The 15,411-nt window shown below is 61.8% G+C and carries 11 protein-coding genes and 1 pseudogene; 5 read left to right on the top strand and 7 right to left on the bottom strand.

Annotation, left to right across the window (positions count from 1 at the left end; all coding sequences use genetic code 11):
- Positions 1–12: 12 nt before the first annotated feature.
- The 7 genes and pseudogenes from RMP06_RS03095 to RMP06_RS21440 form a co-directional block, all read right to left on the bottom strand.
- Entirely contained in the window at positions 13–2,565 is a 2,553-nt protein-coding gene (locus tag RMP06_RS03095) for a DEAD/DEAH box helicase family protein (RefSeq protein ID WP_310460303.1), read from the bottom strand.
- Positions 2,546–4,153 carry an Eco57I restriction-modification methylase domain-containing protein gene (locus RMP06_RS03090; protein ID WP_310460302.1) on the bottom strand — a complete coding sequence of 536 codons (1,608 nt, stop codon included), beginning with the start codon at positions 4,151–4,153 and terminating at the stop codon, positions 2,546–2,548. The genes RMP06_RS03095 and RMP06_RS03090 overlap by 20 nt, the downstream gene beginning before the upstream one ends.
- Positions 4,150–4,806, bottom strand: a complete 657-nt coding sequence (locus RMP06_RS03085) for an N-6 DNA methylase (protein WP_310460301.1) — start codon at positions 4,804–4,806, stop codon at positions 4,150–4,152. Before RMP06_RS03085 ends, RMP06_RS03090 begins: the two co-directional genes overlap by 4 nt.
- A 111-nt stretch (positions 4,807–4,917) precedes the next feature.
- Entirely contained in the window at positions 4,918–7,461 is a 2,544-nt protein-coding gene (gyrB, locus tag RMP06_RS03080; protein ID WP_409050086.1) for a DNA topoisomerase (ATP-hydrolyzing) subunit B, read from the bottom strand.
- A gap of 55 nt (positions 7,462–7,516) precedes the next feature.
- The gene (dnaN, locus tag RMP06_RS03075) at positions 7,517–8,674 is read right to left on the bottom strand and encodes a DNA polymerase III subunit beta (protein WP_310460300.1); all 1,158 of its coding nucleotides are present in this window, start codon (positions 8,672–8,674) and stop codon (positions 7,517–7,519) included.
- 35 nt (positions 8,675–8,709) lie between these two features.
- On the bottom strand, positions 8,710–10,083 hold the full coding sequence (gene dnaA / locus RMP06_RS03070) for a chromosomal replication initiator protein DnaA (RefSeq protein WP_409050090.1): 1,374 nt from the start codon (positions 10,081–10,083) through the stop codon (positions 8,710–8,712).
- A 450-nt stretch (positions 10,084–10,533) separates the two neighbouring features.
- Positions 10,534–10,674: pseudogene (locus RMP06_RS21440) on the bottom strand (DnaA N-terminal domain-containing protein); the annotation flags it as partial.
- Positions 10,675–10,931: 257 nt separating this feature from the next.
- Here RMP06_RS21440 and rpmH point away from each other — a divergent pair.
- The 5 genes from rpmH (at position 10,932) to mnmE (ending at position 15,349) form a co-directional block, all read left to right on the top strand.
- Complete coding sequence (rpmH, locus tag RMP06_RS03065) at positions 10,932–11,066, top strand: 50S ribosomal protein L34 (protein ID WP_293998229.1); 135 nt, start codon at positions 10,932–10,934, stop codon at positions 11,064–11,066.
- Between the two features lie 32 nt (positions 11,067–11,098).
- Positions 11,099–11,596, top strand: a complete 498-nt coding sequence (locus RMP06_RS03060) for a ribonuclease P protein component (protein WP_310460298.1) — start codon at positions 11,099–11,101, stop codon at positions 11,594–11,596.
- Positions 11,597–11,614: 18 nt separating this feature from the next.
- On the top strand, positions 11,615–11,923 hold the full coding sequence (yidD, locus tag RMP06_RS03055) for a membrane protein insertion efficiency factor YidD (protein ID WP_409050085.1): 309 nt from the start codon (positions 11,615–11,617) through the stop codon (positions 11,921–11,923).
- A gap of 5 nt (positions 11,924–11,928) precedes the next feature.
- Positions 11,929–13,599 (top strand): membrane protein insertase YidC, encoded by a 1,671-nt coding sequence (gene yidC, locus RMP06_RS03050; protein WP_310460356.1) that lies wholly within the window; start codon positions 11,929–11,931, stop codon positions 13,597–13,599.
- Between the two features lie 337 nt (positions 13,600–13,936).
- Positions 13,937–15,349 carry a tRNA uridine-5-carboxymethylaminomethyl(34) synthesis GTPase MnmE gene (gene mnmE, locus RMP06_RS03045; RefSeq protein WP_310460297.1) on the top strand — a complete coding sequence of 471 codons (1,413 nt, stop codon included), beginning with the start codon at positions 13,937–13,939 and terminating at the stop codon, positions 15,347–15,349.
- The last annotated feature ends 62 nt before the right edge of the window (positions 15,350–15,411 follow it).

Below are 15,411 nucleotides of genomic sequence, written 5' to 3'. Positions count from 1 at the left end.
TGGACTGATTCCTCAGTCTTTCGCAACCACAGTGTCGTACAAGCCATAGTGGGTCAGGCCACTGTGACTCTCAATGCCGGTGTAGCGCAGCGATGCATCCTCATATCGCCGAAACGCAAATACTGCTTGGTTCATCTGCTCGGTGTTGAACACCTTGAGTTGCACGAGCAGGTGAAAGTCCTGCACCGTCAGTCCGGTCACAGTGAGAAATAGATCGGGTTCCAACTTGGTGATGACATCCTGCAGCGTGTTTTCACGAAAGTCGGTCAGGTACATGAATGCCGGGATGCGCGTTGCAAACTTGATCAGCTTTTCCTGCAGCATCTTGCGCTTGGACTTGTATTCCCGCTCCTCTTCGGAAAGCTCCTTCTTTTCCTTGATCGAGAGGTTTCCATCCTTGGCCTTTTTCTTGAGTTCTTTGACCTTTTCGCTCTTGTTGATAATGGTCTCGATGACGTTGTCGCCCAGCGAACGCCAACCCTCGATGCGCGCCACCACCGCCATCGCCTCGGGGTTATCGAGGATGCGGCGCAGGGTGCCGTTGTCCACGTTCACCAGCAATGCGCTTTCCCACTTGCGTGCCAAGAGCGTGGCGGATGTACCCGCCATCGCGATGTCCAGAATGCCGCCTGCGTCGATCTGCGTCATGTTCGCGCCGTCGTAGGCCAGCACCGGCAGAAAGGCGACCAAATCCCGCACTGCGTTTTCGGGATTGGACTCGTTCGGCGACAAGCCGACCCCGTATTCGGAAAGTTGGCGCAGTGCGCGTGTGGGTGCGAAGTCGAAGACGAAGCACACGGGTTTGAGGATTTCCTCCTCGTGTGGGTTGTCGCCGTTGGGGTTCTTGATGGACCACGGCGACTGCACACGAAATGCCGCTTGAAAGTAGGTCTCGGGTGACTTCAGATTGCGCAGCATCAAGATCGACGACCATTGCGCCACCGTCACGCCTGTGGTGAGCTTGCCGCAGGACAGTGTGATGGTTTTGCTGTCGAACCCGCTGCCAATTGCCTTGCGAACTGGGGGCAGCGCCTCCAGTCCGATACCCGCCGAAGCGCCAGCGGCGACGATGACCTGATAGCCCTTCCAGAAGGTGTTATGCCGCTCTGTCAATAAATTGGCCATTGCATGACAAGCGGCGACATTCGGCAGGAACCAGAATGAATGCTGCAAATAGGGGAGCAGGCGTGCATCTGAATAAGGAAATGGTGGCCGCGTGCTTACCTTCAGTAATTCTGCTGACTGGGTTGCATATCCACCTCGGATGATGTCGAGCCACTTCTGCACATCACTCTTGTGCTTGAATTGTGCGCTATTGCCTGTGCCTGATGCCTCGAAGAATGCGTTGAGGTCAAACTCATCGAACTCCCCACCGCTGGCGATCGCCAGTAACTCGTCTGGCATCTGGTAGGTCAGCAGGCGCATCTGCGGGAGGGCGGCATAAGGGTTGCGCTTGTCTGGATGCTCGGTGACAAATGATTCTTTGGCACGTTGCTCGTCCGTATAAGTCCAATTGAAGATTTGCTCTTCGATGAACTCGCCCGTGGACAGTGCCTTGAACGGTGTGCCAGAGAGATATAAATAAGCTCGGGTCGTGATGGGAAGGAAATCGTTTTCGTTGTCCGAAAGGACGGTCAAGTCTTCATTGATGCAGTCCAGGTCACTGGCGTATTCGAGCTTTGTTTCTTTTTTGGCGACGGCGTCGTCCTCGCCCTCGAACAACTCCTTGGCCGTGTCGCGCCAAGCGCCGAAGTGGTATTCATCGAATACCACCAAATCCCAATTCACCGTGTGCAGCCACTCGTTTCTGGCTTTGATGTTGCCTGCGGTATCGCGGCCTAGCAGATCCTGAAACGAACCGAAATACACGACCGGCTTGTCCCGATCAATTTGCGTCGGATCGCTGCCAGAAGAACGGGAGAGGTATTGCCAGCCGTCGAAGTCGGTGTGGTTTTCTAGGTCGGCTTTCCAGGCATCCTCGACTGCCGGTTTGAAGGTCACCACCAGCACGCGCTTGGCCTTGAGTTTCTTTGCCAACTGGTAAGAGGTAAAGGTCTTGCCAAAGCGCATCTTGGCATTCCAAAGGAAACGCGGTGCTTCGTTGGCGTTCTCGGCCCAGATCGAGTGGTAATAGGCGAACGTCTTGTTCACGGCGTCGGCTTGCTCGTCGCGCATGCCGAAGGATTCGTGGTGTGTGCCGCTGAAGCGTTGGCCTGTGCGCAGCTCGGCTAGTACGGTTTTGACGTTCGCCACGGTACAGCGCATCCACTCCAGTTCGGTGTTTTCAAATCCTTTTTGAACGAGTGCCGCACGCACCTCGTGGTCGGTAAGTATGGAGCCATCGTTGCGTGTAGCGGGTTCGTTCAGCTCGATGGTGTAGTTTTTGATGGCGGCTGTTTTTAGCTGCTCAGCCACGCGCAACTTCACATCTCTTGTGGTCTGACCTACTTTGAGCAGGCCCTTGTGTGCGGCATCGGAAATTGAGTAGGCGTAGATGCGTGGGCGGGCATCAGGCTTGGGGCTGAGGATTTCCTCAATGGTTGGCTTATTCATCTTCACCGTCATCTGCGCCGCTTGCGTCAAACAGTGAGGCATCGTGCTCAGCCACTTGAGATTCAATGAATGCAATCTCGTCTTTCGTCAGGCCATACCGCTTGTAGAGCTTGGCATCCGTCCACTCGTGGTTGAGAGGTAAATCAGGAATAAAGCTATAAACTCCACGCGCAGCATCTTGCGTTGACTTGCGGAGCGATACAAGGAAGCGTGCAAATCTAGTACGCAAGTAAGTCGCGTAATTGTTGGCTTCTTTTTCTGAATCAAACAGACCGGCTACGATATAGCTCTCCGTGCATGCCGTACCGGGTTCAGCGATGATTGGCTTACTGAGGAATTTAGTCTCAATTGCAGCACTCGTTCCCTGAACCCGAGTCATCAAAACTTTCCACTTGTCGATCCAAGCAGCGTTGTTCGGAATTTCAGAGCGTTCGACCCAAGTTATTTTTTGGGAGCCAAATAGCTTTACGGGATTATTGAGCTGATTGGAGTCTGCTTTACCATGAAAAAATGTTCGAAGTCCAAATGGTTTCTGACTGGAAACTCGTCCAGTGAGCGTTGATTCACCCTTTGCCCGTACTTTTTCTAAAATTGGTACCGCCTCATTACGGCGCACAAGAATGTCATATGTGTCCAGATGACGAGCGACCGCTGGCCCTGTTGGTTCGCCATCCCAGACCGTCTGAACGGTACACGGCCCGTTGTGCAGACGGTCCCATAAAAAATATGAGATCCCGCCTCGAATCTTCACACCCGGAAAGCCTTCGTAGAGTTTTGGATAGTCCACGATGCTACGCAAACGCTTGTCTGCAAGCATCTGCGCCCTGTAGTTGTCAAGGCCCTTGCCTCCAGCCATCCAGCGCGACGGTGTAACGAAAACGGCGTAATGCGGATCAAGCTCAAGTGCTTTTTCCACGAACAATTGATAAATCGGCGCGGCACTCGTACCGTAGCCGCCGTCATTCAATTGATACGGCGGATTTCCAATGATGACGTCGAACTGCATATCTGCTCCAAATAACTCGGTTATCCGAGTTTTGATGTTTTTGGTATGAATAAATGCGTAAGCGTGGGTTTCCAACTCGTCGCCGCGATCGAGCGTCGCTTGGCTCGCCCCGCAAAACGTGCATTTGCCATTGACCCATGTATGTTCAGTGCGCTCGAACCAGATATTTCCGGCGTCGCCTTTAAAACCAGTGCCAATGGAATTTGCACCATTGGCATTTTTGGAGCAATAAATACTGCGCCGCGCTAGCAAACTGGTCAGGCGTGTAATGCCAATACCAAAAACCTGATTTGCCAAAATGTGATTAACACGTTTTTGTAGATCAGGTATTTCAGGCTCCAAGCCGTTGGTTAAGCGACGGGTGATTTCTCGCAGAAAAACCCCCGACTTCGTGCATGGATCAAGAAACCTGACAGTTTTATCCGCCCATAAGTTGGCGCCATCATGATCCGCCGCCCAGGCCTCCGCCAGCGTGTCCAACATGCGGTTGGCCAGTTCAGGCGGTGTGAAAACCTCGTCGTTCGATAGGTTGGCAATGCAAGTCAGAACGTCCGGATTACGTCCGCGCAGCGAAAAACTGGCTTGGATGTTCATGTGGTCCCCACTGCGTCGTTGCCCGATGCTGCCGCAGCCAGTTCACGCACTGTCATGGGCGGATAGGTTCGTGCTGGCGCGAAAATCTCATGCTTGCCCAAGTGGGCAAAGAGAGAATCTTCCGTGCTGAAGGCCGACGACCCGGTGAGAACGTCAAAGCGAAAATCACGCCGCTGAAATTTCCCCTTGCCCAAGTAACCCCATTCAGCAAACGTAATGGGCTGTCCGCCGTGAACCCGCATGGTCAGCGCATCACCATGGATGATGTTCTGTGACAGTACATGCGATGCAACCCGATACAGGTCATCCATTGCATCGAGCTGGAGATATTCGGTGAATACTTCCAGCACATTGGAATGGCACTCTGCGACGTTGTCTGCCAGCAGTTCTACCCCATAAATACACATCAGCCCGAGCAGCGCATAGTTTCGCCGATCGAATTCCGACTTCCCGTATTTGACCTCTACCGCAGCGAGTTTTCGCCGCAATATCTGCACGATGAAATTGCCGCTCCCGCATGCTGGCTCCAGAAAGCGGGAGTCGATGCGCTCGGTCTCATCCTTCACGAGATCGAGCATGGCGTCCACCATCCATGCAGGCGTGAATACTTCACCGTGGTCGGCGACACGCTGTTTTGATTTGACAAGGCTCATAGGCTGTGGCTCGACATCTATTGATCAATAGCTGAGTATTTTCAAGTTGACATACAAAAAATGCCCAGCAGGGCTGAGCATTTTTATGGTTCAGGTCGTTTGATGCGACGGTTATGCGTCGATATTCGCCGCCCTCAACGCATTCGTCTCGATGAACTCCCGCCGAGGCTCCACCTCATCCCCCATCAGCATCGTGAACACCTTGTCCGCCTCGATCGCATCCTCGATCTGCACGCGCAGCAGGCGGCGCACGGTCGGGTCCATCGTGGTTTCCCACAGCTGGCTGGGGTTCATCTCGCCCAGGCCCTTGTAGCGCTGGCGGCCGACGGCGTTTTCGGCCTGCGTCATCAGCCAGGCCATCGCGGCGCGGAAGTCCGCCACCTTGACCTGCTTCTGCCGCTCGCCTTCCCCACGCTTGGCCACCGCGTCCTCGCTCAGCAGCCCCTTGAAGGTCACGCCCGCCACGCTCAGCGCCTCGTAATCGGCGCCATGCACGAAGTCGGCGGTGATGACACTGCTCTTGATGTTGCCGTGGTGGCGGCGGCTGATGCGCAGGAAGTGCTTGTCGGTGCGCGGGTCGATCTCGGCGCTGACCTCGGCGTCGTGCAGCGCCGCTTTCAGGGCGTCCGCGCTGGTGGCCGCCGCTTCAGGCGTGTCGAGGTCGAGCGTCAGGCCGTCGCTGATGGCGCGCAGGGCTTCCACGTCCATCCAGTTCGACAGCCGCGCGATCACGTTCGTCGCCAGCAGGTACTGCCGCGCCAGTTCCTCCAGCGCCGCGCCGCTGATCGGCTCGCGGCCTGCGCCCGGCTCGACGATCGCGCTGTCCAGCGCCACCTTCAGCAGGTAGACATCCAGCTCGCTGCCGTCCTTCAGGTACTGCTCGTGCTTGCCGTGCTTGACCTTGTAGAGGGGAGGCTGCGCGATGTAGATGTGGCCGCGCTCGACCAGATCGGGCATCTGCCGGTAAAAGAACGTCAGCAGCAGCGTGCGGATGTGCGCGCCGTCCACGTCCGCGTCGGTCATGATGATGATGCGGTGGTAGCGGAGCTTGTCGGGGTTGAAGTCGTCGCCGCCCATGCCCTGGCCGATGCCGGTGCCGAGTGCCGTGATGAGCGTCAGGATTTCATTGCTCGACAGCAGCTTCTCGTAGCGCGCACGTTCCACGTTCAGGATCTTGCCCCGCAGCGGGAGGATGGCCTGGAACTTCCGGTCCCGCCCCTGCTTGGCGGAGCCACCGGCGGAGTCGCCCTCCACGATGTAGATCTCGCACATCGCCGGGTCTTTCTCCTGGCAATCCGCCAGCTTGCCCGGCAGCCCCATGCCGTCCAGCACGCCCTTGCGCCGCGTCATCTCGCGCGCCTTGCGGGCGGCGTCGCGGGCGCGGGCGGCGTCGACGATCTTGCCGCAGATGGTCTTGGCGTCGGTCGGGTTCTCCAGCAGCCAGTCGGTCAGCAGGCGGCTGACGATGTCTTCCACCGGGCCGCGCACCTCCGACGACACCAGCTTGTCCTTGGTCTGGCTGGAGAACTTCGGCTCCGGCACCTTGACGCTGACCACGCAGGCCAGCCCTTCGCGCATGTCCTCGCCGCCGATCTCGACCTTGGCCTTCTTGGCGATCTCGTTGTCGTCGATGTACTTGTTCAACACCCGCGTCATCGCTGCACGCAGGCCGGTCAGGTGCGTGCCGCCGTCGCGCTGGGGGATGTTGTTGGTGAAGCAGAGCACGTTCTCGTTGTAGCTCTCGTTCCACTGCATCGAGACTTCGACACCGACGTTGGTGTTGTTGTCGCTCATCTTGTCGCCGCGGGCGTGGAAGATGTTCGGGTGCAGCACCTTCTTGCCGGTGTTGATGAACTCGACGAAGCCCTTCACGCCGCCGGCATAGGCGAAGTTGTCTTCCTTGCCGTTGCGCTCATCGACCAGGCGGATCTTCACGCCGTTGTTCAGGAACGAGAGTTCGCGCAGGCGCTTGCTCAGGATCTCGTAGTGGAAATCGATGTTCGAGAAGATCTCCAGGTCCGGCAGGAAATGGACCTCGGTGCCGCGCTTGTCGGTCTCGCCGATGACCTTCATCGGGCTGATCTCGAAGCCGTCGCGCCGCTCCAGCACGCGGTCCTGCGGCACGCCCTGGCGGAATTCCATGAAGTAGGCATGGCCCTCGCGGCGCACCGTCAGGCGCAGCCACTTCGACAGCCCGTTCACGCAGCTCACGCCCACGCCGTGCAGACCGCCCGAGACCTTGTAGCTGTTCTGGTTGAACTTGCCGCCTGCGTGCAGTTCGGTCAGCGCGATCTCGGCCGCAGAGCGCTTCGGCTCGTGCTTGTCGTCCATCTTGACGCCGGTCGGGATGCCGCGGCCGTTGTCGGTGACGGAGATCGAGTTGTCCGAATGGATCGTCACGACGATGTCGTCGCAGTGGCCCGCCAGCGCTTCGTCGATCGAGTTGTCCACGACTTCGAAGACGAGGTGGTGCAGGCCGGTGCCGTCGCTGGTGTCGCCGATGTACATGCCGGGGCGCTTGCGCACGGCTTCCAGGCCTTCGAGGATCTGGATGCTGCCTTCGCCGTAGGCGGCGGAGATTTCGGCGGCGGTCTGCTGGGGCGCTTCGGGGACGATCGCCTCCGACGGGGTGGGCTGCTGGGTCTGGTCGGTCATGTCACTCATCTGGCTCACTCAAATATCCAATCCACTCGGGTCCGCTCAGACCCGTTCAGATCCGCATCGGCATCACGACGTACTTGAAGCCGTCCTGCTCGGGCACCGTGAACAGCGCCGAGCTGTTGGCGTCCTGCAGCGACAGCGTCACCAGTTCCTGGTCCATGTTGGACAGTACATCCATCAGATAGGTGACGTTGAAACCGATCTCGATGGCCGGGCCGCCGTAGTCGATCTCCAGCTCTTCCTTGGCCTCTTCCTGCTCGGCGTTGTTCGAGGCGATGCGCAGGGCGCCCGGCTCGAAGTTCATGCGCACGCCCTTGAACTTCTCGCTGGTCAGGATGGCGGCGCGCTGCAGGCTGGTCAGCAGCGGGGCGCGGCCGAGGGTGATGTGCTGCTTGTGGTTCTTGGGGATGACGCGGTTGAAGTCGGGGAACTTGCCCTCGACCAGCTTGGTGACGAACTCCATGCCGCTGAAGGTGAACCGCGCCTGGTTGGCCGCGAAGCACATCTCGATCCGGGCGGCTTCGGCTTCGCTGCCGTCCTTGGCGCTGTCCTTGGATTTGGCCTCCTTGGCGCCGTCCTTGAGCAGGCGCTGCAGCTCCAGCACGGTCTTGCGCGGCAGGATGACTTCCTGCTTGGGCATTTCCACGTCGAGCGTGGCCTGTGCGAGTGCCAGGCGGTGGCCGTCGGTGGCCACCAGCGTCAGCGTCTGGCCTTCGGCGACGAAGAGGATGCCGTTCAGGTAATAGCGGATGTCGTGCACCGCCATCGCGAAATGCACCTGGTCGATCAGGCCCTTGAGCGTCTTCTGCGGCACGCTGAAGGTGGGGCCGAAATCGGCGGCTTCCTGCACCAGGGGGAAGTCGTCCGCCGGCAGCGTCTGCAGCGTGAAGCGGCTTTTTCCCCCCTGCAGTGTCAGCTTGTTCTGCGCGGCGCTGAGCGAGACGATCTGATCGGGCGGCAGCGTGCGCAGGATGTCGATGAGCTTGCGCGCGCCCACGGTCGTGCTGAAGTCGCTCTTGTCGCCGTCCATCGGCGCACTGGTGCGGACCTGGATCTCCAGGTCGCTGGTGGTGAACTCGCACTGCCCGGCGTGGCGGCGGATCATCACGTTGGCCAGGATGGGCAGGGTGTGGCGGCGCTCGACGATGCCCGAGACGGCCTGCAGGGCGGCGAGGAGCTTGTCCTGCGGAGCTTTCAACACGATCATGATGGGAGGGTCTTTCAGCCTGCGAGCCTTGCGGCTCAGCCTTTGAGGGTCTGTTCCAGGACGTGGAGCTGCTGGTTGAGTTCGGTGTTCTTCTGGCGCTCGGCGGCGATCTTGCGGACCGCGTAGAGTACCGTCGTGTGGTCGCGCCCGCCGAACAGGTCACCGATCTCGGGCAGGCTTTTCTGGGTCATTTCCTTGGCCAGGTACATCGCGATCTGGCGCGGCCGGGCGATGCTGGCCGGGCGCTTCTTGCTGTACATGTCGCCGATCTTGATCTTGTAGAAGTCTGCCACCGTCTTCTGGATATTTTCGACGGAAATCTGCCGGTTCTGGATGGACAGCAGGTCTTTCAGCGCCTCGCGGGCCAGCGCGATGTTGATGTCCTTGTGGCTGAAGCGCGAGTAGGCCAGCACCTTGCGCAGCGCGCCTTCCAGCTCGCGCACATTGGCGCGCACGTTCTTGGCGATGAAGAAGGCCACGTCCTCGGGCATCTGGCTGCCTTCGGCGACCGACTTCTTCATCAGGATCGCCACCCGCATCTCCAGCTCCGGCGGCTCGATGGCGACCGTCAGGCCGGCGTCGAAGCGGCTGGTCAGGCGTTCGTCGATGTCCACCAGCCCCTTGGGGTAGGTGTCGCTGGTCATGATGATGTGGGCGCGCTTGGTCAGCAGCGCTTCGAAGGCGTTGAAGAACTCCTCCTGCGTGCGGTCCTTGCCGGCGAAGAATTGCACGTCGTCGATCAGCAGCAGGTCGAGCGAGTGGTACTTGGCCTTGAGTTCGTCGAAGGTCTTGCGCTGGTAGTTGCGCACGACATCGGAGATGAACTGCTCGGCGTGCAGGTAGAGCACGCGGGCGTCCTTGTGCTCCTTGAGCAGCGCGTTGCCGACGGCGTGGATCAGGTGCGTCTTGCCCAGGCCAACGCCGCCGTACAGGAACAGCGGGTTGTACATGCCGCCCGGCGAGCCGACGACGTGCAGTGCGGCAGTGCGGGCCATCTGGTTGGCGCGGCCCGGCACGAGGGTGTCGAAGGTGAGGGCGGGGTTGATGCGGCCGCGGGTGGCCGACGGGGCCGTGGGCGGCGGCACGGTCGGGATGATGATGGTCGGGGCGCCGAGGATCCGGCCAACGCTCTGGGCGCTGCCCGGGTTGGGCACCAGCACGGCAGCGGGCGCCATCGCGGGCGTCTGCGAAGTGGTGGCTGCTTCCGCGGCCTTGGTGCCTGCCACCCGCTTGCGCCGCGAGGCGACGGCCGCCGACGCCTTGGCCAGCGCGGAAGCGGCAGAAATTGCGCTGCTCGACTGCGGGGGCGCGGAGGCAACGGGTGGCACAGCAGATTCGGTGGGCGTTTCGGCGGCAGCGGGCGGCGGGCTGGCAGCCGCGGCACGGCGTGCGGAGCTGGCGCGCGCCATGGACTTGGGCGCGGCCGGCGGTTCAGCGAGCAGCGCAGCGTGCGAGGCCGGCAGTGTCAGCAATGCGTGCAGGCCGGGCATGCTGGACGGCGTTCGACCAGCGCGCGGTGCGGCAGTTGCCGACGGCACCGGCACCGGCACAGCCGGACTGGCACCGCTGCCGTTCACTGGGTTCGCGCGCGAGCGAGAGCGGCTGGCCGTCGAGCGGGTCGTGCCGCTTGGTGGGTACAGCGCTGCTTCGGCTGGCAGCGGCAGGAAGTCGATCATCGACATCTGCACAGGGGCTGGCGGCGGCAGCGGCGCGGGCGCAGGAGGCTCGGGCGGACGAGGCACGGGATCGCTGGCGTTGCCCAGAGACAACTCCAGCCGCACCGGCTTGCCGGCGATTTCGCTCAGCAGCCGTTCGATCCGCGTGGCGAATTGCGAGCGGATCCAGTCCATCTTGAACCGGTTGGGCACACGCAGACCCACGAGGTAGCCTTCGCCGGCCGCCGACACGTCAGCGGGCGGCAGTGGGCGAAACCACGTGTTGAACTGCTGTGCCGGCAGCTCGGCGGCGAGGCGCTCACAGCCTCGTTGCCACAGGTCCATGTGCATGTTCTGAAAATTGTGGACAACCTCAAGAGAAGGGGCGCGATTGTATCGACATCATGCAGCCCAGGGTTGCGGTTATCCACAGTTTTGAGCGAGGGGTCAATCCCCTCGCGCAGCCAGTCCGTACGTGGCAAGTCGTTGACTTTTCAGGGAGTTTTTGCTGTAATCGTGGGTTTCCCGAATTGGGGTGCCAGAGGGGCGCCCGTTCGGATCAGGCTCAAGATCGGGCCCAAGCCAAGGCTAGAGGATTCAAGATGAAACGCACCTATCAACCGTCGAAGGTTCGCCGCGCCCGCACCCATGGCTTCATGGTGCGCATGAAGACCCGTGGTGGCCGCGCCGTGCTGAATGCACGCCGCGCCAAGGGCCGCAAGCGCCTGGCTGTCTGAGCCACGGGGCGTCCAGCGCCCGTTGCGACACGGTGAGCGCTGCCGAATCCATGGTCCTGACTTCGCTGACCGGGGCTGCCCGGTTCGAGTCGGTCATGGCGGTTCGGCCTATTTCGCGCAGTGCCCATTTCATGGTGCACCATGTCGCAAGAATCCAGTTGTCAACAGGCCACGTCCCACCCTCGTCCGAGGTTGTGGATGAATCTGTGGATAACGTTGTGGATAACCGTACGGAAGTGACCGCGCTGCGTCTGGGTCTGGTGGTGCCGAAGCGACATGCTCGGCGCTCAGTGACCCGCACGCTGGTGAAGGTCCAGATCCGTGCCGGCATTCGGCGCCACCTGGATTCCCTGGTTGCAGGGGACTGGGTGGTGCGCCTGCGTGCGCCCATCGATCGCAAGCAGTTTCCGAGCGCACGCTCGGAAGTGCTGGCGGCGCTGCTGCATGCGGAAATCGACGCGCTGCTGGGTGATGCTGCCCGGCGGGCGCGCCGCGCGTTGGCGCAAGCCGCGCCGGACCGGGTGGCCTGACGGTTGCCTCGCCTGCGCATGAATGACCACGATCCCGTTCGTCCGGCGCCGCGCCACCGCCTGCAGTCCTTGCCTCGGCAGGGGCTGATCGGGCTGGTGCGTGGCTACCGGTTGTTGCTGAGTCCCTGGCTCGGGTCGTCCTGTCGTTTCGAGCCGACGTGCTCGGCCTATGCGCTGGTGGCGCTGGAGCGACACGGCGCCCTGCATGGCGGCGCGCTGACGGTCGGACGCATCGCGCGCTGTCATCCTTGGTGCGCGGGCGGGCATGATCCGGTCCCTGAGCAGTCGCACCGACTGTTTTCTTCCTTTCGAAAGACACCTGTATGACCGGTATGACCGATACGCGGCGCGCCGTGCTGTGGGGCGTTTTCTCCGTCTCGCTCGTGATGCTGTGGGATGGCTGGAGCAAGCACAACGGGCAACCGTCGATGTTTGCGCCACCGCCACCCGCTGTGATGGCACCGGCGCAAGCGGGGGCCGCTGGTGTGCCGGCCGCCGCTGCGGCGTCGGCTGCAGCCGTGTCTGGGGTGGCGGTCTTGCCAGCCGCCGCGGCAGGTGTGCCAGCCTCGCAGAAGGTCGAAGTCACCACCGATCTGGTGCAGGCGACGTTCGACACGCGCGGCGGCTCCATCGTCCGCATGGCCCTGCCGCGCTACAAGGACGAACACGACGCGACCAAGCCCGTCATGCTGTTCGAGCAGACCGCCGACCGGGTCTACCAGGCCGATTCGGGCCTGATTCCGCGATTGGCCGGCGAGGCGGCACTGCCGAACCACCTGACGGTGATGAACCTCCTGCCCGGCCCGCGCACGCTGGCCGACGGACAGAACGAGCTGACGCTGACCTTCGAGTCGCCCGACCAGGGCGGCGTGAAGCTGCGCAAGTCCTACACCTTCAAGCGGGGCGATTACGCGATCAAGGTGCGCCATGAGGTAGTCAACGGTTCGGCTGCACCCGTGTCGGCGCAGCTCTACCTGCAGCTCGCCCGCGACGGCACCGTGCCGTCCAGTTCGATGTTCATGGGTCCGACCGCCTTCACCGGCCCGGCGGTCTACACCGACAAGGGCAAGTTCCAGAAGGTGGCTTTCACGGACATCGAGAAGGGCAAGTCCGACCACGAAAAATCCGCCGACAACGGCTGGATCGCGATGGTGCAGCACCACTTCGTCGGGGCCTGGCTGGTCAGCGACAAGCTGGAGCGCAGCTTCCAGACCAAGCGCGAAGGCACCAACCTGTACTCGATGTCGATGACGCTGCCGCTGGCACCTGTCGCTGCAGGCGCGACGCAGGCCGTGGAGTCCACGCTCTATGCCGGCCCGCAGGAGGAGAAGAAGCTCGAAGCGCTCGCGCCGGGGCTGGAGCTGGTCAAGGACTACGGCTGGGTGACGATCCTCGCCAAGCCGCTGTTCTGGCTGCTCGACAAGCTGCACGGCCTGATCGGCAACTGGGGCTGGTCGATCGTGGGCCTGGTGGTGTTGCTGAAGATCGCGTTCTACTGGCTCAATGCCAGCGCCTACCGCTCGATGGGCAAGATGAAGGCGGTGAACCCCAAGGTCCAGGAAATGCGCGAGCGTTTCAAGGACGATCCGCAGAAGATGCAGCAGGAAATGATGCGCATCTACCGCGAGGAGAAGGTCAACCCGCTGGGCGGCTGCCTGCCGATCTTTGTGCAGATGCCGTTTTTCATCGCGCTGTACTCGGTGCTACTGGCCTCGGTCGAGATGCGCGGGGCACCGTGGATCGGCTGGATCCATGACCTGAGCGTGCAGGATCCGCTCTACATCCTGCCGGCCCTGATGACTGCTTCGACGCTGTTCCAGACCTGGCTGAACCCGACGCCACCGGACCCGATGCAGGCCAAGATGATGTGGATCATGCCGCTGGTGTTCAGCGTGATGTTCCTGTTCTTTCCCGCAGGTCTGGTGCTGTACTGGTTTGTGAACAACCTGCTGGCGATCGCACAACAGTGGATCATCAACCGGCAGCTCGGCCTCAATCGCTGAGTCTGCAGGGGTTTACCCGGGTACATCCGGCTGGCTCCCGGTAACGTGGAATCCGGCCGCGACAAGCCCCACACCTCGAAACGCTTGATGCAATCGGGGTCTTGAGAGCGTCACATTCCCCATGCATCATGCGTTCTGCGGGGTTTGACCCGGGGGTGTTGCAGCAGGCTTTGAGAGCCGCATTCGGGGCCGGGAGGCTCGCTGCAACAGTCTCGGCTCTGGGGGTTGAATGCACTTGTGGCTGGCTCCCCTCCGCGCGAATCCTGCAACGCCCTGTCCGGCTGGTCCGACAGGGCGTTTTTCTTTGCCCGCGTCGGTGTCGGCGAGAATGTGCGCCATGCTCGCCCGCCACCAGGATCCCATCGTTGCCATTGCCACCGCACCTGGACGGGGTGCCGTCGGCATCGTGCGCGTGTCCGGGCGCGGTCTGCTACCGCTGATCCGGGTGCTCACCGGGCGCACCCTGGCGCCCCGCCATGCCACTTACGGACCCTTTCTCGGTGGAGACGGCCTGCCGATTGACCAGGGCCTCGCGCTCTTCTTCCCTGCGCCGCACAGCTATACCGGTGAAGACATCCTGGAGTTGCAGGCCCATGGCGGCCCGGTGGTGCTGCAGTTGCTGCTCGCCCGTTGCCTGGGTGCCGCGGGTGAGGGCGCACTGCCAGGACTGCGGCTGGCCGAGCCGGGTGAGTTCACCGAACGCGCCTTCCTGAACGACAAGCTGGATCTGGCCCAGGCGGAAGCCGTGGCCGATCTGATCGACGCCAGCACCGAAGCGGCGGCCCGCAGTGCAGCGCGCTCGCTTTCCGGTGCGTTTTCCGAGCGTGTCACCGCGTTGCGCGACCGGCTCGTCGAGTTGCGCATGCTGGTCGAGGCGACGCTGGATTTCCCCGAGGAGGAGATCGACTTCCTGGAGAAGGCCGATGCCCGGGGCCGGCTCGACCGACTGGCTGGCCAGCTGGCGGCTGTGCTCGACACCGCGCAGCAAGGTGCCTTGCTGCGCGAAGGACTCAAGGTCGTGATTGCCGGGCAGCCCAATGCGGGCAAGAGTTCGCTGCTGAATGCGCTGGCTGGCGCAGAGCTGGCCATCGTCACGCCGATCCCCGGCACCACCCGCGACAAGGTGAGCGAGACGCTGCAGATCGAGGGTGTTCCGGTGCATGTCATCGATACCGCCGGGCTGCGCTCGGACGAAGAGGCCAGCGACGAGGTCGAGCGCATCGGCATCGCGCGCAGCTGGGGCGCCATCGCCGAGGCGGACGCCGTGCTGCTGCTGCACGACCTGACCCGCTGCGACGACCCGGCCTATGCCGACGCAGACCGCGCCATCGAAGCCCGATTGCCTGACCAGCAGCGGCTGGTGCACATCTTCAACAAGGCCGACGCAGCGTCCGCGGAACGCGCGGCCAGGGCACTGGCTGCGCTGCCCGAGGGCAGCAGGGCACTGGCGCTGTCGGCCAAGACCCACGACGGCCTGCAGACCCTGCGCAAGACACTGCTGGCGCTGGCCGGCTGGCACGCCTCGCCGGAAGGGGTGTTCATTGCCCGCACCCGCCACCTGAAGGCGCTGCGGCAGGCGCAGAACCACCTCGGCTTGGCGCGGAGTTGGGCGGCGCAGTCCGATGCAGCGCTTGATCTGCTGGCCGAAGAGCTGCGGCTTGCCCACAATGCGCTGGGTGAAATCACCGGTGCCTATACGCCGGACGACTTGCTGGGTGACATATTCACGCGCTTCTGCATCGGCAAGTAGATGGTGTCCTTCAGTTTGCGCACTTGTTACGATCTGAATCAGCGCAAGTCGGTTCACTCTGG

The sequence above is a fragment of the Sphaerotilus sp. genome (genome assembly GCF_031429695.1).
Classification (GTDB): domain Bacteria; phylum Pseudomonadota; class Gammaproteobacteria; order Burkholderiales; family Burkholderiaceae_C; genus Sphaerotilus.
Note: the sequence above shows the minus strand (reverse complement) of the source record. Positions and strands in the feature narration are given on the sequence as shown.